At 68.8% G+C, this 15,112-nt stretch carries 17 protein-coding genes; 10 read left to right on the forward strand and 7 right to left on the reverse strand.

Going from position 1 to position 15,112, the window contains the following annotated elements; genetic code table 11:
• Nucleotides 1-316 precede the first annotated feature (316 nt).
• From ACZ6C1_RS36235 to ACZ6C1_RS36255, 5 genes are all read right to left on the reverse strand, one after another.
• Nucleotides 317-499, reverse strand: a complete 183-nt coding sequence (locus tag ACZ6C1_RS36235; protein WP_469247298.1) for a transposase — start codon at nt 497-499, stop codon at nt 317-319.
• Between the two features lies 1 nt (nt 500).
• Complete coding sequence (locus ACZ6C1_RS36240; protein ID WP_469247246.1) at nt 501-821, reverse strand: hypothetical protein; 321 nt, start codon at nt 819-821, stop codon at nt 501-503.
• A 285-nt stretch (nt 822-1,106) separates the two neighbouring features.
• The gene (locus ACZ6C1_RS36245) at nt 1,107-1,706 is read right to left on the reverse strand and encodes a class I SAM-dependent methyltransferase (RefSeq protein ID WP_469247247.1); all 600 of its coding nucleotides are present in this window, start codon (nt 1,704-1,706) and stop codon (nt 1,107-1,109) included.
• The gene (locus tag ACZ6C1_RS36250; protein WP_469247249.1) at nt 1,703-1,888 is read right to left on the reverse strand and encodes a hypothetical protein; all 186 of its coding nucleotides are present in this window, start codon (nt 1,886-1,888) and stop codon (nt 1,703-1,705) included. Before ACZ6C1_RS36250 ends, ACZ6C1_RS36245 begins: the two co-directional genes overlap by 4 nt.
• Nucleotides 1,889-2,027: 139 nt before the next feature.
• On the reverse strand, nt 2,028-2,528 hold the full coding sequence (locus ACZ6C1_RS36255) for a hypothetical protein (protein WP_469247250.1): 501 nt from the start codon (nt 2,526-2,528) through the stop codon (nt 2,028-2,030).
• Nucleotides 2,529-2,748: 220 nt separating this feature from the next.
• On the opposite strand from ACZ6C1_RS36255, the gene ACZ6C1_RS36260 reads away from it, so the two are divergent.
• Nucleotides 2,749-4,125 (forward strand): hypothetical protein, encoded by a 1,377-nt coding sequence (locus ACZ6C1_RS36260; protein ID WP_469247252.1) that lies wholly within the window; start codon nt 2,749-2,751, stop codon nt 4,123-4,125.
• 482 nt (nt 4,126-4,607) lie between these two features.
• Here the strand turns inward: ACZ6C1_RS36260 and ACZ6C1_RS36265 are convergent, their stop codons facing one another.
• Nucleotides 4,608-4,763, reverse strand: coding sequence for a hypothetical protein (locus tag ACZ6C1_RS36265; protein ID WP_469247254.1), 156 nt, complete (start codon nt 4,761-4,763; stop codon nt 4,608-4,610).
• 245 nt (nt 4,764-5,008) lie between these two features.
• On the opposite strand from ACZ6C1_RS36265, the gene ACZ6C1_RS36270 reads away from it, so the two are divergent.
• On the forward strand, nt 5,009-5,206 hold the full coding sequence (locus ACZ6C1_RS36270) for a hypothetical protein (protein ID WP_469247256.1): 198 nt from the start codon (nt 5,009-5,011) through the stop codon (nt 5,204-5,206).
• Here the strand turns inward: ACZ6C1_RS36270 and ACZ6C1_RS36275 are convergent.
• A complete protein-coding gene (locus tag ACZ6C1_RS36275; RefSeq protein WP_469247258.1) occupies nt 5,194-5,646 on the reverse strand; it encodes a hypothetical protein in 453 nt (150 codons plus the stop codon). The genes ACZ6C1_RS36270 and ACZ6C1_RS36275 overlap by 13 nt on opposite strands.
• Nucleotides 5,647-5,886: 240 nt before the next feature.
• Between ACZ6C1_RS36275 and ACZ6C1_RS36280 the strand changes: the two genes are divergently transcribed.
• The 8 genes from ACZ6C1_RS36280 to ACZ6C1_RS36315 all read left to right on the forward strand — a co-directional run bounded on the left by ACZ6C1_RS36280 (nt 5,887) and on the right by ACZ6C1_RS36315 (nt 15,106).
• Nucleotides 5,887-7,068 (forward strand): hypothetical protein, encoded by a 1,182-nt coding sequence (locus ACZ6C1_RS36280; protein ID WP_469247260.1) that lies wholly within the window; start codon nt 5,887-5,889, stop codon nt 7,066-7,068.
• Nucleotides 7,069-7,265: 197 nt separating this feature from the next.
• On the forward strand, nt 7,266-8,900 hold the full coding sequence (locus ACZ6C1_RS36285; RefSeq protein WP_469247262.1) for an FtsK/SpoIIIE domain-containing protein: 1,635 nt from the start codon (nt 7,266-7,268) through the stop codon (nt 8,898-8,900).
• A gap of 186 nt (nt 8,901-9,086) precedes the next feature.
• A complete protein-coding gene (locus ACZ6C1_RS36290; protein ID WP_469247264.1) occupies nt 9,087-10,052 on the forward strand; it encodes a C40 family peptidase in 966 nt (321 codons plus the stop codon).
• 1 nt (nt 10,053) lies between these two features.
• Complete coding sequence (locus ACZ6C1_RS36295; protein WP_469247266.1) at nt 10,054-10,344, forward strand: hypothetical protein; 291 nt, start codon at nt 10,054-10,056, stop codon at nt 10,342-10,344.
• 387 nt (nt 10,345-10,731) lie between these two features.
• On the forward strand, nt 10,732-11,637 hold the full coding sequence (locus ACZ6C1_RS36300) for a hypothetical protein (RefSeq protein ID WP_469247267.1): 906 nt from the start codon (nt 10,732-10,734) through the stop codon (nt 11,635-11,637).
• Between the two features lie 114 nt (nt 11,638-11,751).
• Complete coding sequence (locus ACZ6C1_RS36305; RefSeq protein WP_469247269.1) at nt 11,752-12,828, forward strand: hypothetical protein; 1,077 nt, start codon at nt 11,752-11,754, stop codon at nt 12,826-12,828.
• A complete protein-coding gene (locus ACZ6C1_RS36310; protein WP_469247271.1) occupies nt 12,828-15,005 on the forward strand; it encodes a hypothetical protein in 2,178 nt (725 codons plus the stop codon). Before ACZ6C1_RS36305 ends, ACZ6C1_RS36310 begins: the two co-directional genes overlap by 1 nt.
• Nucleotides 15,002-15,106, forward strand: a complete 105-nt coding sequence (locus tag ACZ6C1_RS36315; protein ID WP_469247303.1) for a DUF5958 family protein — start codon at nt 15,002-15,004, stop codon at nt 15,104-15,106. The genes ACZ6C1_RS36310 and ACZ6C1_RS36315 overlap by 4 nt, the downstream gene beginning before the upstream one ends.
• The last annotated feature ends 6 nt before the right edge of the window (nt 15,107-15,112 follow it).

Genomic DNA, 15,112 nt, shown 5'->3' on the forward strand with positions numbered 1-15,112 from the left:
CCCGCGAAGCGGGCCTCGATCCCGACCGGATTTCCTTCACCCGCACCCCCAACGCCGCCCGCCGCCACGTCACAGACCAGGCGGCGCTTTCCCCCCTCACGACTCAAGCGGGCCCTGACACACACCACCCGCGAGCTGCTCGAACGACTCCTGCCACCCCGCCGAAGACGCTCCAACCCCCGCGTCATCAAACGCAAAATGACCAACTGGCACCTCAAACACCCCCACCACCGCAACCCACCCCCACCACCAGCTCGCACAATCACGCTGGTCCCACCCACCAAACCAACCAGCAAACGCCAGAAAACAGCCTAAATCACCGGTATTGGGTGTAGACCGTCTTCCACGGGCCGTAACGTTCCGGCAGGTCACGCCAGGAAACGCCGGTACGGATCTTGTAGACCATCCCGTTGATGACACGGCGGTCCTCCGTCCGGGGTCGGCCCCGGACGGGCCGCGGTATCAGCGGAGCCAGCAACTCCCACTCGGCATCAGTCAGTTCATGACGACGGGCGCGGGAAGGGCGAGAACGGGACGGCCACCTTGGCCGCCAAGCCCGTGGCCAGCCGCAGGAACCGGTCGTCGTCGGTCCCGAGCGCCTCGGCGAGGTTCCCCAGGCGCAGCACGGCGTATCCGCCGCCCTCCCCGGTCAGCGCGTGGCGCAGCGTCGTGGCGGTTTCCGCGAACCGCGGGGTGGCCGTCAGCTCGGTCCGGTATCGCTCCATGGTGGACTCCGCCAGGAACGAACCGTCCAGCTCCCACATGGGGAGGGGGAGGTGGGTGAGCGCGGCTTCGAGTTCGCTCGGGATGTCGATGAACACGCGAAGCTTCCTGTCTCTTGGGGGTCGCGGGGGTCGACCCGGAGCTCTGGGACCGCCCCCCACCATGCCCGTGCCAACGGGGAGGGGCGGGGTCATTGGGAGTAGCCGAAGGGCCCACTGGCGCAACATGGTCGTCCCCCGGCACGGCGCGGCCGGCCACTCCGCGCGGGGAGGGGAACGCGGACGCACTGGCCGCACCGTGCCGGGAGGTTGAGACCGCCCCCCGTCCGAGCCTCCGTCACGGGCATCGGGCCCTGGCGTCGGTCCGGGAGGCGGGAGCTTGCGTCAGCCGTCGAAGCCGCGCAGGAGGATCGCGCGGTACTGAGGGCTGATGGTCCAGGTGAGGCGTTCGCGCCAGGTGTTGCCGAGGCGCCCGATCTGCTCTTCGTCCAGGCCACGGTGGAACCGGTCCGCGACGTCGTTCTCACGGTGGTCGTCGGTGACGTCTTCCACGCGGGTCAGCACGTAGAAGCTGCCCCCAGGACGCAGTAGCCGCCCGACATCGACCAGGAGCCGGTTGGTGTCGAGAAAGGCGAGCGACAGCCGGCAGGTCACCACGTCGAACGTGCCCGGTCGCAGCGAGGGCGGGGTCGAGTCGACGTCGATGTCCCACAGCAGGTAGTCGAGCAGGGAGTGTTCCATCGTCTTGCGGGCCTGCTCGATGGCCACGGGGGAGAAGTCGGCGCCGGTCACGGTCATGCCCCAGCGGGTGAGCTGTCGCGTCCACTGGCCGGTTCCACACCCGAGGTCGACGGCGTGGCCGCCGCGCGGAGGCTGCACCCGGCGGTGGAACTCGAAGGTTTCCTTGTCGCTCACGATGCGGGGCGGGTTGATGCTGCGGTACCACTCGTCCCAGTCGGCTGCGTTCAGGCGGAGCTCGTTCATGCGGCAGGCTCCGGGCTCTGGTCGATAACGCGGACGCGGCGGAGCTTCGCGGGGTCGAAGCGGCGCTCGACGGACTCGCCGGCGGGTACGCCGAACAGGTTCATGCTGGACGGGGCGGAGTCGGGCGGCGCGATCTTGGCCAGGGCATCGCCGGGGTTGCGTCGCTCGAGCGGACTGTCCATCGGGGGCTCTCTCTCGTCATCTTCCGTACAGGGCCAGCGGGACGACCAACGCGGTGACCACAAGCACGTAGGCGATCTGGCCGCATACCTGCCGCCAGCCCCACGGCCGGCGGTCCAGCCACCGGAGGATCGGGTCTCTTCAAGTCGCAGCCTCGGGCACGAGCAGGGCAGTGAAGCACTGGCGTTCGGCGACGAAGTGGAGCTCGCTCCGGTACTCGTCGTCGTGGCTGCTGATGTGGCTGCGGTCTTGGACCAGGACGCCGTCCGCGAAGCCCTCGTGCATGAACTTGCGGGCCTGAAGCCACTGGGGGCACTGCTGCGGCGCGGCCGGGCCGATGGCGTCATGCAGCTCGTGGCTGACGTGCCAGCCGCGCTGCGTCGCTTCGGTCCTCAGCGCGGTGAAGATGGGGGCCGGGTCTTGGGTGGGGAGGGTCCGCACGTAGATGACGACTTGGCGCGCCCGGACGCTGGAGCGGTGGGCGAGCACCGGTTCGTTCAGCCGCTCTCGTAATCGCCTCAACCCTGCGTTCGGATTCGCCGGCTCCCGGAAGCCGCGGGAGCGGCTGAACGCGTCGATGAACTGGTTGTCCTTGTCGTCCGTCCACGACGTGTCCCGGGTCCGCCTGGCCGTCGCTCGCATCGGTGTCTCCGTTGCTCTGGGGGAACGGGCGGACCGCCATATGCGGATGACGGTCCGCCCTTTCGGGGGCGCGAGCAAGGGAGGGGATTGTGGTCACAACTCCCGTGCTCGACAGGAATCAGTGAACTCTCGACCGCAGAGCGTGAACAGGTAATGTGAAGGTGGAAAGCGTTCAACGCGTTCAACGCCCAACTGGGCGCAGACGCCGTAACGTTGGGGCATGACCCGGTCACGTAACGACAAGCTCGCGCGGGCGATCGAACAGTCAGGGATGAGCTACGAAGCGGTCGCGCGAGGCATCCAAACCCTGGCAAATGCCTCCGGTAATTCGTCCATCCGTACCAGCAAATCGAACATCACGTACTGGGTCGCCGGCACTCCTCCTCAGCCCGCTACGGCGCGCTACCTCTGTGAAGTCCTTTCCCGGAAGATCGGCCACCCGCTGACGGTTCATGACCTGGGCCTCACTTCCGCGGATGGCCATTCCGACCAAGCCGACTTGGGGCTTACCGTCGAAGACGATCCAGTGGAGACGCTGGGGCGGATTGGGAGAGCTGACATCGAGCGACGAACGTTCCTGACTACAGCCGCGTACTCCGTGGCCGGCGCCGCCCTGCCTCTCGGCGTGGCCGGTGAGATCCAGGCTCGGACTCTGCGGGCCGTGACCGGAGGAATCGCTGGCGCGGCCGAAGTCGAAGCCGTCCGCGACATGGTCGCCATGTTCACGGCCATCGACGAACGCCACGGCGGGCAGCACGGCCGCAGCACCGTCGTCCAGTACCTCACCGATGACGTACAGCGGCTCTGCAAGTCCAGATTCCAGACAGAGGTGCTCCAGAAGCAGATGTTCTCGGCTGCCGCCTCTCTCGCCTACCTCGCCGGCTGGAAGGCGTACGACGCGGGGGAGCACGGGCTGGCGCAGCGCTACTACCTGCAGGCGTTCAGCCTCGCCCGCAGCTCAGGGAACCGAGCCGATCAGGCGTACGTACTGCGAATCCTCGCCCATCACGGCATGGACAACGGACAGCCGGAACACGTTCTGGGGTTGGCGGATGCAGCGATCAGGCTCAGCCGCGGCGTTGACCCGGCAACCGAGTCGCTGTTCGTCATCTGCCGGGCCCGTGCGCTCGCGGAATCAGGTCGCTTCTCAGACGCTCGGCGGGAGGCGGAGCGGGCGCGCAAACTTGCGGATGAAGGCGAAGCGCAGGAGATGACCGGCTGGGCCTCCCTGTGGGGCGCCCCGATGGCAACCGTCAGTTCGCACACCGCCAAGATCCACGCGCGCGTGGGCGATCACGCTGCAGCTGAGGAGCATCACGCCAGCGCGCGGAGGCGGTACGGGCCTACCGCGCACCAGCGAATCGCCGCCCTCTCGGCTGCTGCCGAGGGGCACGCCCAGTTGCGGCAAGGCCAGATCGAGGCGGCCTGTGCTACGTGGGACAAGGCGCTGGACACGATGACGGGCATCCGCTCGTCGCGCACCAAGAAGGCGGTGCAGTCGATGCGGTCCGACCTCGCCCCATTCCGCACCCGTGGCGCCCGCCCGGCGCAGGAGCTTGACGAGCGGGCCCGCACGTGGCTGCGGGAGGTGGTCTGAACTCTCCCCCAGCGCGGCCTAGATGGTCTGCCAGGACCGCAGGCGCTCGGCGATGGCGAAGGAGTCCAGACGGAGGAGACGGATGTCCTGGACCAGGTCGCGCCAGAGCTCGAACTGGGGTCCACGCTCAGCCCATGCATCTCCAGGTAGGCGATGGCGAGCGCGTGCCCGAACAGCTCGTTTCGGCTCGGGAGAGGGCGGAGGAGCACACACTCCTCCAAGAGCACCGCGGCCCGCCACCACACGTCCGGGTGGTCATGGTCGTGGCGGGGCGGGTCGACCTTGTGTCGGGCCGCTAGACCGACGAGGATCGAGAAGTCGTTGACGGCCATGTCGCCGCCGAGCTCCTCTTGCCCCTCCTGCAGCCAGCGGTGGTCGATGTGGTACTCGGCAGGCAGGTCAGGCCGCCCGAGGAGCGCTCTGGGCCGGCGAAGGCCCACCGAAGGCGTCGTCGAACGCCGCCACGGCGGCCGCGTCGCTCATTACACGACGGAACGCCGCGGCGCCGACCGCGAGAGCACGCTCGCTCTCCTTCTCGCGTCCACGCGGGTGAGGTAGTCCCCGAGCGGCACGCCAGCCTCGTCGGCCAAGGCCTGGAGAACGTCCTTGGTGGTGTCCGGCATTTCGATGTCGGCCATGGGTCGAGTATGCCCCGCGCCGGCCGCCAGACGCACCGGCTCCCCCGGGTCAGGCCGCACCGGGCGGGTAGCTCCTAGACGGCGCGCGGCTCGGCAGCGCAGGTGAGACAAGGGCAAAGATCGCGGGCCCCCAAGGAAAAGGAAGGCGACCGGTTCAAGTCCGGTCCGGGGCGCTGCGGCACTCACGTGCCGCCCAGAGGGCCGGGCAGGGCTTGTGCCCGCACCCACCGAGCGAAGGACCCCACATGGGCCGCATTGCGCGCATCACCCATATTCAGACCGGTGTTGAGCGTGAGGCCGGTGACGTCGGTCGCAGCCACGATGAGGCACTCCATACCCGCCAGCAGCAGACCGCCGCCCGGATTCAGAAGACCCGCGACCGGATCAGCGCCATCCGGGACCAGCAAGACGCCGATTACGCCGCCGGTCGCTACCCGAGCTGACCGGCACGGCCGCCGACTGATCCGGCCGCGCCCCGACCGAGCACTCCACCAACCGCCGGTCCGGCCCCACCGCGGCGTGCCGGGCCGCTGACGGCCGGAGAGGGCAGCATGTTCCGTTTCATCCGTACCACCTGGATGCCGCCCGCAGGAACCTCGACCGCGCACGCAGTGAGGCCGCGACCGCGACGGATTCCGCGATCCGTGCCGAGGGCCTGGCGGAGACCCAGCTCCGTGAACTCGCCAGGGCACACGCCGACCGCCTCCAGGCGGAACGGGACGCCCGCCGCGCCGAGGGAGAGCTGACGGGTCTTCGTGCCCAAACCCTGCTGGACACCGAGGACCGCGCCGCCCTGCGGGCACTCCTGCGTGCCGCCCGCAAGCAGAGCCGCCCCGATCGCGTCTACGTGCTCTTCCACCGTGGGGCGCTGCACAGCGTCCATGCGCGCTTCGCTGCGGCGGAGGCAGAGGCGGAGGGGGCGTTTCCCGGCGGGTGGAGGGCCCAGCCGCTGGGCGCCCCGCCATGCCCCCGGCCGCCGATGTGACGTGGCGGGTGCAGCCGGTTCCCCTCTGCGGCATCGAGTGACGCCGGACGTGCACACCCGGACGGGCCCCGATGCCGGCAGGCCGCCGGACCCGGCCGGCCGGCCGACCCCCACCCCCTGCCAGGAAGGTGACACATCATGAGCAAGCCCAACGGCCCGCGCCTGACGCCGCGTAGTGCGGTGCTCGCGGTGCTGGCGGTCGTCACGCTGGGCGTGGCGATCCTGTTCGTGGCCGTGAGCTACCAGATCCTCGTACCCCGGTTCGGGGACTGGGCGGTGCCCACCGTGGCGGCGCTGGACGCCCTGTGGCTGGTGTTCCAGGCGACGGAGATCCTGGCCCACAACAACCGGGCGCGGGCAAAGCGCGTGCTGTACGCCGGTCTCGCGCTTACGGCCGTCAACGCCGCCATTCCGACCGTGGACCTGATCGTGAACCGGACCACCGGCTTTGACCTCGCGGTGGTCCTCACCCCGATTGCCATCGTGGCCACCAAGCTTGCGTGGTGGATCGTCCTGCCGTCGCTCGGGCGCAGGACGTCCACCGATACCCGGCGGTCGCTGGACGACCAGCGCCAGGACGTCGCCGACAAGCTGGAGCGGATGGAGGCTGACGCCGCGCACCGCATCGAGCTGCTGGCGGTGGCCACCGAGCTTGAGAAGCGGGTCGCGGAGGCTGAAACGGCGTACCGCATGAGCGTGCTGGAGATCCAGCAGGCCATGACAGAGGAGCTGCACCGGCAGGCGAAGGCCACCGCGGCGACCGTCGCGGCCAAGCTGTTGCCGGAGGCCATCCGTCTCCCCGAGCTCGGGCAGTGGACACCTACCGCGCCCGCTCTGCCCGGCACGGGCCGTCACACCCCCGGCACGCAGGTCAGCGCGCTGCCCGGCACGGCCGGGGCGCCTGCCGGGACGGATGGCGGCACGCCGTCACACCCGGCGGCACCGGCCGTCACACTCGACGACCTGGCCGCCGTTGCGGGGGTCCCCGTCCCGCAGCCGGGCGCCCCCTCACCGATCGGCAGATGGACGTCGTCCTTCGGCACCTGCGCTACAGCGATGACCCGCCGCTGTCCTACCGCAAGGCGTGCCGGGACGTCCGCCGGGCCGGCTACGTCGGCAGTGAGGAGCGCGTACGCCACGCGTGGGGCGCACTGCTGGCCAAGGAAGAGGGTCAGACCGAGGACAGCGACAACGAGGACGAACCCGCCGACGCGGGTGCCTGAGTGGTCCGGCACCACCGGTGCAGCCCAGCCGGCACGTTCGGCTGGGCTGGGCCGTGACTGCCGGAACGCAGCAATCGGGGCGGTGCAGACCCGGTGAGTGACCCGGCGAGCGGACAGCGGTCCGCAGACCCAGGAAGCAGACCCGGTGAGCACCGTCTGAGTAGAACAGCGGGTTCCGATTGTCAGTGGCGATCGCTACGGTGCCCGCAAGGAGACCGTTAAAAAAAATCAACTGGCATGTTTTTCAGGCGGGTTATGCTCACCTGCCCGAATAGGCGAAGGGGGGGTGTGGGAATGAAGAAGCGCCGCAAGGAACAGGAAGAGGACGGCTATGCGCAGGCCGCCGGGGCAATCGGCGGACTGGCGATCGTCTTTGGAATCCTCGCAGCCGTCAAAGACAAGCTCGGCCTTTCGTGGCCTGCGACTGTGCTGCTCACGGCCGGCGTCCTGGTCGCGCTCGGCTACCTGGCCTGGCGTGTCCGTGTGGTCCTCGTACGGCTGTGGGCGGGCGCTCGGCAGCCCGCAGCGGCCCTGGCGCAGGAGAGCGCCCCACCGGAGCCGGACGGCGAGGAGGAGGCCGAACAGGTCCCGGTCGAGCCGGAGCTGACGGGCGCGCTCACCACTGCCGGGGTGATCGGCAAGGATGAGATTGTCAGGGCCGACCAGGCCACGATCCGCCCCGTGGGCACGGGCACGCTGTATGACTTCCTGGTGCCCAAGGGTCACACATACGACGACGTGGAAAAGCGTCTTGGCACCGTGGCGGGAATGTTCGGAGTTACCCGGCTGCACCTGACACTAGAGCGCAGCCGCGACAACGAACGCCGGGTGAAGCTTCTCAAGTTGCACGAGCCCCCCTTCACTCAGCCATTCCCCGCGCCTACTCGGCGAGAAATCGAAACCTTTGCCGGGGTGCCCATCGGGCACGACGTCACCGGGATGCTCGCCGGGGTGGAGACCTTCGAAAGTGCTTCACTGCTGGTCTCCGGGATGACGCAGACGGGTAAGACGACGCTCGTCAACGGGCTCATTACCTGCCTGCTCATCGCATACGGCGACTTTGAGCTTTACCTGCTGGATGGAAAGTTCTGCGGCCTGACCCGGTTCGAGAAAATCGCCGCCCGGTACGAGTCGTCTGATGATCCGGCCATTTTTGAAAGCATGGTCGATCAGCTCAATGAACGTTCCGACCGCCGGTACGCCAAAGCTACCGAAGCTATCCGGAACCGTCAGCGGGTGCCGAAATTCAAGCCGGTTTTCTTCATCGTGGATGAGGCGGCAGACTTCTTCGCTCACGACGAGTCGAAGGAAGGAAAGGAACAGGCTCGTCGAATCGCTGAGAAAACACGGTCTCTTGTGGCGAAGGCACTGGAATCGGGCATTTCGACAATCCTCATGACTCAGCGTCCGTCAAACAACGCCATTCCGGTAAAGGTCCGAGACCAGTTTCAATACCGGCTGTGTCTGTACGTGGCGTCGGCGGGAACCGCGAAAGTGGCTCTGGGTGACACCTACTTCGAGACCGTCGCCCCGATCAATCCCGCGCTGCTTGACCCGGATGTGCAGGGGCAGGCCGTCCTTTTCAGTAGGGGACGCTCCACTCTCATTCGAGGCTTCAACTTCTCTGATGAATTCGTCTGGGAAGTCGTGGACGATGTATACGAACGGCAGAAGGCGCAGCAACAAAAGGCCATTTCCGAAGCGCCGGTCACTCCCCTTTCGCAGGCAATCGGCCTGATGCGTGGAAGCGGAGTGGAGTTCATGCCCACCCCGGATCTGGCGGTTGCGCTCGGTATCCACGAGAGCGACCCGACGGAGCGCGGAAAGCGATTGAACAAGCTGCTCGGTGTCCCGGCGGACAAGGGGCCGAAGGGGGTGCGCGGCTACCGGCTGGCGGACCTGGAGGTCGCCGCGACAGCCGGTTTCTGACCGCCACCCGGGACCGCCCAGCCACCGCCACAGCACCGCCACCCGGCCCGATGGGTGGCGGTCGATCGGCCCTCGGTGGCGGTCGGGTGGCGGTGCCGGGTGGCGGTTCTGACCAGCGTAAATGTCCATACCGTCAGGAAGGGGGGGAAGTACCGCGTGAGAGCCTCTGCAGCCGCCATAGTCGGCGTGGGAGCCACCGCGGCCGTGATCGTGGCCGCGCTCGTCCAGGCCGCCGGCAGCGACCCCGTCGGGACCGCGCTCAGCATGTCCGCACCCGCCGAATACCGGGACCTCATCGAGGAGGCCGGAAGCACCTGCCCCGAGGTCAGCCCGAATCTGCTCGCTGCACTCCTTACCCAGGAATCGGGTTTCAATCCCAAAGCACGCTCGCCGGTCGGTGCACAGGGCATCGCGCAATTCATGCCGTCGACGTGGGAGAGCCACGGAATCGACGGAAACGGCGACGGCAAGCGGGACGTATGGGACCCCGAGGACGCCATCCCGTCATCGGCGAAATACCTCTGCACCATTGCCGAGGACGTGAAAGACGTGCCCGGCAACAAGCAGCACAACATGCTGGCCGCCTACAACGCAGGCAGCGGCGCGGTCCGCAAATACGGCGGGGTCCCGCCCTACAAGAAAACACAGAACTACGTCAAGGTCATAAGCGCACTCGCTGAAACCCCGGCCGGTGGCGGACAGACGTCCAGCACGGGCCAGGCCGCCACCGCCATCAACGCAGCGAAAGGCATGATCGGCACCCCGTATTCGTGGGGCGGTGGCAATGCATCCGGCCCGAGTAAGGGAATCTGCTGTTCGCCGGGCGGCCGCTCCGGGTCCGCGATCACCGGATTCGACTGCTCCGGGCTCACCCTCTACGCCTACGCGAAAGCCGGTATTTCGCTGCCGCGTACGGCGGCAGCACAATACGCTGCATCCGAGCCCGTAAAACCGGGTCAGCAGCGCCCCGGAGACCTCGTCTTCTACGGGGACAGCGCCGCCAGCATTCACCACGTCGGTATATACGTCGGAAACGGCTGGATGATCGACGCCCCCCGACCCGGCACCCAGGTTCGCTATTCGCCCCTGGACACCATGAGCGACCTGTACGCCGTCGCCCGACCCAAGTCAACCGAAAGCAAGGAGATTTGAAATGCCCAAGCTGTCCACCCTCGCGGCGCCCATCGACATGAGCACCGGGTTCACCGACTTCTTCAAAACGATCGGGCTCACCGGTGGCGGCCTGGTCACGAAAGGCGTTGCGGCCGTCATTGCCGTGATCGCCGTCCGGATGCTGCTCCAGCTCTCCAGCGACCCCAAAACCGCACTGCGGAAGGGGTCGATGGCGATCGGCACGCTTTTCGTCGCCCTGGTCCTGGCCCTCTACGGCGACACCCTTTTCTCCACCGTGACCGGCCCCACGCCTGCCGCGCCCAAGGGGTGATGAGTTATGCCGGATAAGGACCCGTGTGACGGTATCGAGGGGCCCGCCGGGGCATTCTGCGACAGCGACGGGGGCGGCCCACCCGATGGGGGCGGGCCGCCCGCCGACGGGGACGTCGGTCTCACTGACGGGGCGAGGGGCGAAGTCAAAGATTTGGCGGAATGGCTGATCGATGACATCACTCAGCTTCTCGCGCCGGATAAAGCCTGGGCTCCTGAGAAGGCGGACAGCGCGTTGTACCAGCCTTTCATGTGGTTGGGCCAGCATCTCGCGGTTGCCATCTTCACCTGTGTGGTTGTCGTGTGCGCTCTGACTGCCTGGCAGGGAGTTCCCCGCCTCCGGCAGATGGGTGCCTCAACGGGATGGACCCTTGTGGCTGTTGCTGGCATGGCGTCCATCCCTGGCGCCGTGATGCTGCTGAACCAGGCCGTGTCCGCCGCGTTCAAGGCCGCCTTCAACAGCGATGAGGGCACCCTTTTCGGGGCCATCAGTAAGGACCTGGAATCGGGGGCCGACTCGGGCAACCCCCTGGGCATGCTGATCATCCTCGCGTCTCTGGTGGTCGCGCTTGGCTTCGCGGCGCTCGTCTTCATGACGCGTCAGCTCGCCGTTCTTGCGTTCGTGCTCCTGGCGCCGCTGGTGCTGGCATCTCTGGCGCGCGGGGGCGGCATGACCGCCGTCAAGGCCTGGGCGCAGAGGCTTTTGGGGCTGATGTTCGCCCCGTTCGCCCTCCTGCTGGTCTCTCCGCTCGTGCAAGCCGCTGGGGGCGCGCTGGTCGTGGACGCGGTGCTGCTCATCGGCGCGGACGTCCTGATGCTCCGGATGATTTTCCACGGGGTGCCCTGGTTCGGGCCTCGCGTGGCCGGTGCCGCCCGGACGCTGGTGGAGAACCGCACCGACAACCCGCTGCTTCGGGCGGCCGTTCGTGCCGGGGCTCCGACCGTGTACGAGCGGGAGAACACCCCGAGGACGCCGCGCACGGTGGACACCCCGGGCCGCGCCGCGCACCAGGACCGGGGTGTGCTGCTGGCCGCGTACGGCATCAAGGCACCGGAGCGGGCGGGACGGCTGACGACCGCGTCCGCCGTGAGCAAGGCGGCGCGGGAGGAGACCGACCGGGCGGACCGCACCGCCCAGGTTGCCCAGGCACGCAGGCAGGCGCGGACCGCCGCGCAGCCGGGCGGGGCCTCGGCGGCCGGGACGCGGGGCCGGCCGCCCGGCCCCCGCCCCGCGCCGCCCGCCGCGCAGACTCAGCCCCCCGCCGCCCAGCCGGGCGGATCCAGCACCCCGTAACCCCGCCGCTGCGCCCCTTCCTTGGCCCCGGCCGCTTTACCTCCCCGCCCGCGCGGCGAGGGGTGAGCGCCGGGGCCGGGGCGCACCCGGCCCCAGACACATAGGAGCCCTGTCGTGTACTCCCTGACCCCCGGATACCGCCTTCCCGCCGTACAGCGCGGACTCAGCCCCATGGAAACCCTGCTGACGAAGGTCAACCTGGGGGCCGGGGGCGCCGTACTGATGTCCGCCCTGCTTGCCCCACCCCCCATCTGGACGTTCGGCGCGGTGGGCACCGCCGCCGCGGTGCTCAACGCGTCGCCCGGCCCGCGCTCGCTCGCACGCTGGGCGGCGGTCGGCTACCGCCGGCTGCGGGAGCGCACCGTACCGGCCGCCATGACCGCCCAGCCGGGCGCCACGTCCACGTGGACGCTGTACCCGGACCACGGCACCATCCAAGACCCGCTGCGGCGCGCCGCGTTCCATGAGGCGTTCGGCCGGGCGTTGGCCTTCGCGGGCGGGCAGACGCGCACGGCCGGGATCCAGGTGCACGTCACGCACCACGCCACCGTGAGCGACTGCACCACCCACACGCAGGCGATCTCCGTTCACGTGCCCAAGTCGCTGGGGCAGCCGACCCGGATCCTCGGCACCCTGGAGAGCGAGTTGGCCCGCCTTGGCGCGCTCATGCCGGTGGAGATCGAGCCGCCCCCCGCTGTGATAGAGCGCGGTCCCGGATGGGTCTGCCTGGACCACGGCCGCTACGCGGCAACGGCCCGCATCACCGCGTGGCCCGACACGACCGATGGCGACCTGATGAGCCGGCTACTCCTGCAAGACGGACAGGAGCGGGATCAGTCCATCGGCGTGCTGTACCGGCCGCTGCCGCCCGGGCAGGCACGCCGCTCCGCGAAATGGCAGTCCGCAGCGAGTGAGGCATTCACCACAGACAAGATCAAGGCCGCCGCGCAGGAGATCGCCACCGGCACCACCCACGGCGCGCTCGTCCAGGGCGCCACGCTCGTGGACCTGGACGCCTACATGACGGTATGGGGCGACAGTCCCGAGGACGTCACCGATGCCCGGTGGCGGGCATCGCTCACCGCCGACCGCCACCGCATCCGCCTGGACTGGCTCACCGGCCAGCAGCACCGCGCCCACGTGATGACCACCCCGCACGGAGCCTCCACCAGGAAAGGGGCGATCCTCTGATGATCCGCCTGCCCTCCAGCCACGCCGCGATCACCGCGCCGCTCGTCGCCGCCAACACTCAGTTCCCTGGCATCCCCATTGGCCGCTCCCTGCTGGACGGCAGGGCCTTCCACCTCTCACCCGTCCTCACCTCCGCCGCGCTGCTGCCCTCCACCAACAGCCTTGCGCTCGGCGGACTCGGCAGTGGCAAGAGCACAACGGCGAAGGTCCGGTGCCGGCGGGAGGTCCTGGATCACGGTCACCAGTACGTCGTGATCGACTCCTTCGGTGAGGATGCTTCGGGGGAGTGGGCGCCGCTCACCCGCTCACTGGGCGGCCGGGTCATCGAGGCAGGCGCCTTCACACTCAACCCCGTCAGTCCGGTCTTCCCTCCGGAAGTGCGTGAGCAGTTGGTCCGCTCGCTGATCCTCGCGGTGGAGCCGGGAGCGCTCAGCACGCAGGCCACCCACGCGCTTCAGCACGCTCTCTCACACCCGAAGGCGACCGCACTTAACGGCGTCGTGGACGTCTTGGTGAGCCCCGAGGACGGCCGGTGGCCGGCAATCCGGCTGGCGGAATGGGGCGAGAGCGTCGCTATCGCCCTGTCCCGCTACACCGAGGGCAGCCTGCGCGGGCTGTTTGACGGGCAGGACGCCGCCTTGCCCCCCGCCGACCTGCCCATCCTGAGCTTCGATTTCTCCCGCCTCGACCGCAGCTCCCCGGCCATCCCCTCGCTGATGGCTGCGGTGACCTGCTGGGTGGAGCACGTGTGGCTGCGCCAGTCCACCGCCCCCCACCGGCATCTGGTGCTGGAGGAGGCGTGGCAGATCCTCCTGTCCCCGGCCACCGCCGAGCTGATCCAGCGGCTGCTGAAGTACTCCCGCAAGGCGGCGCTGTCGTTGGACGTGGTGATGCACACGTTGTCTGACCTCGGCGAGGGCAAGGCGCGCGATCTGGCGCGGCTGTGCGAGATCGCCCATGTGGGACGGCTGGGCCCGGAGGAGGCCGCCAGCATCGGCGCGCTGCTGGGCCTGCCTCAGTGGGCCGTGGACACCATCCCGACGCTCGGGCCGGGACAGGCGGTGTGGAAGGTCGGCCCCGGCTACGTGGACGTGGTCGAGACCGTGCTCAGAGAGGAGGAGACCGCACTGACCGACACGTCGTCGCGGCGCCGCAAGGCACAACAGGCCGCCGCTGGGCACGACGTCGACCACGACGATGCGGCGGCCGACGTCCAGGAATCCGCGGTGGCTCAGCCCGCCGAGGACGACCACAGGGAGGATCCGGGGGAGCCGGCCCCGGTCGAGCAAACCCCCAACGCCGAGGAGGACGGCGAGGAGGAGCGGGACTGGGAGATGCCGCCGAACGTGGTCGATACCCGGCACAGCGACGCCATCCAGGCCGCGCGAGAGGGGCGGTGCAGTGAGGCCGCCGACCTTGCCGCGCTCGGTGAGCGGGAGGACATCACCGCCCACGGCATCAACAGCGATGAAGCCATCTCGTGGCTGGTGACCCGCGCCCAGGTAGCCGAGCTGTGTGGAAGCCCCGCCCAAGCCGCCCACCTGCGCGCTACCGTCGCCCGCATGGGAAAGGATCCCGAGTGGTACGACACCACCACCGCCAGCAGCACATCCCCGGAGTGGTACCAGGGCCTCCCGCCTGAGCCGCCCGCACCGGCCATCGAGGACGAAACCCCGGCGGCCCGCAAGCGTCGGCGCGCCTGGCCCTACGTCGCGGTGGTCGCTGCTCTGTCCGTCACGGCCGGCGGTATCTGGCAGGCCACCTCCGCCGAGGAGGCCCGTCAGGAGCGCAGCGACAAGGGCGCCGCATACAAAGGCCGGTCGGGAGCCGAACTGCACATCGACGGGGTGAGTACCGACCTGGTGGCCCACTGGAACAGCGACCGGGACAAAGTTGTCATCGAACTACGCTCCTATTTCGATAAGAACGCCCGCTATCTGCGACTCGACGCAGACGGCGAAAGCGCCAGCAGCAAACGGCAGGACGGCTGGTACCCCAAGGCCCCCGAGATCGCCCTGCCGGTGCGTGATCCGCTCGCTGACATCACGGTCCGGGTGGCGGTGGGCGGGAAGACGTGGAAGGACGGCGCACGTGCCCAATCCCGGACCGTGCGCCTATCACCGACTGGCGCCGCCTTCGACGCTGAGACCGGTGACAGACTGCCGTCTGATCTCTGACCCCTGTACTAGCGCTCGCCGACGAACGGCGCCGCGACCACTTCTGCTCCGGCGGATGCGGTCACTGGTGGCACAGGCTGTCCGCGGTGGATCCCACCTGATCGATC

Source organism: Streptomyces sp. NPDC041796 (genome assembly GCF_055590785.1).

Bases quoted from the DNA above. Each gene is read 5' to 3' on its own strand.
- ACZ6C1_RS36245 (WP_469247247.1), bottom strand. From the start codon at position 1,706: ATGAACGAGCTCCGCCTGAACGCAGCCGACTGGGACGAGTGGTACCGC.
- ACZ6C1_RS36310 (WP_469247271.1), top strand. From the start codon at position 12,828: ATGATCCGCCTGCCCTCCAGCCACGCCGCGATCACCGCGCCGCTCGTC.
- ACZ6C1_RS36255 (WP_469247250.1), bottom strand. From the start codon at position 2,528: ATGCGAGCGACGGCCAGGCGGACCCGGGACACGTCGTGGACGGACGAC.
- ACZ6C1_RS36270 (WP_469247256.1), top strand. From the start codon at position 5,009: ATGGGCCGCATTGCGCGCATCACCCATATTCAGACCGGTGTTGAGCGT.
- ACZ6C1_RS36250 (WP_469247249.1), bottom strand. From the start codon at position 1,888: ATGGACAGTCCGCTCGAGCGACGCAACCCCGGCGATGCCCTGGCCAAG.
- ACZ6C1_RS36300 (WP_469247267.1), top strand. From the start codon at position 10,732: ATGGCGTCCATCCCTGGCGCCGTGATGCTGCTGAACCAGGCCGTGTCC.
- ACZ6C1_RS36265 (WP_469247254.1), bottom strand. From the start codon at position 4,763: ATGGCCGACATCGAAATGCCGGACACCACCAAGGACGTTCTCCAGGCC.
- ACZ6C1_RS36295 (WP_469247266.1), top strand. From the start codon at position 10,054: ATGCCCAAGCTGTCCACCCTCGCGGCGCCCATCGACATGAGCACCGGG.
- ACZ6C1_RS36275 (WP_469247258.1), bottom strand. From the start codon at position 5,646: ATGGACGCTGTGCAGCGCCCCACGGTGGAAGAGCACGTAGACGCGATC.
- ACZ6C1_RS36285 (WP_469247262.1), top strand. From the start codon at position 7,266: ATGAAGAAGCGCCGCAAGGAACAGGAAGAGGACGGCTATGCGCAGGCC.
- ACZ6C1_RS36280 (WP_469247260.1), top strand. From the start codon at position 5,887: ATGAGCAAGCCCAACGGCCCGCGCCTGACGCCGCGTAGTGCGGTGCTC.
- ACZ6C1_RS36260 (WP_469247252.1), top strand. From the start codon at position 2,749: ATGACCCGGTCACGTAACGACAAGCTCGCGCGGGCGATCGAACAGTCA.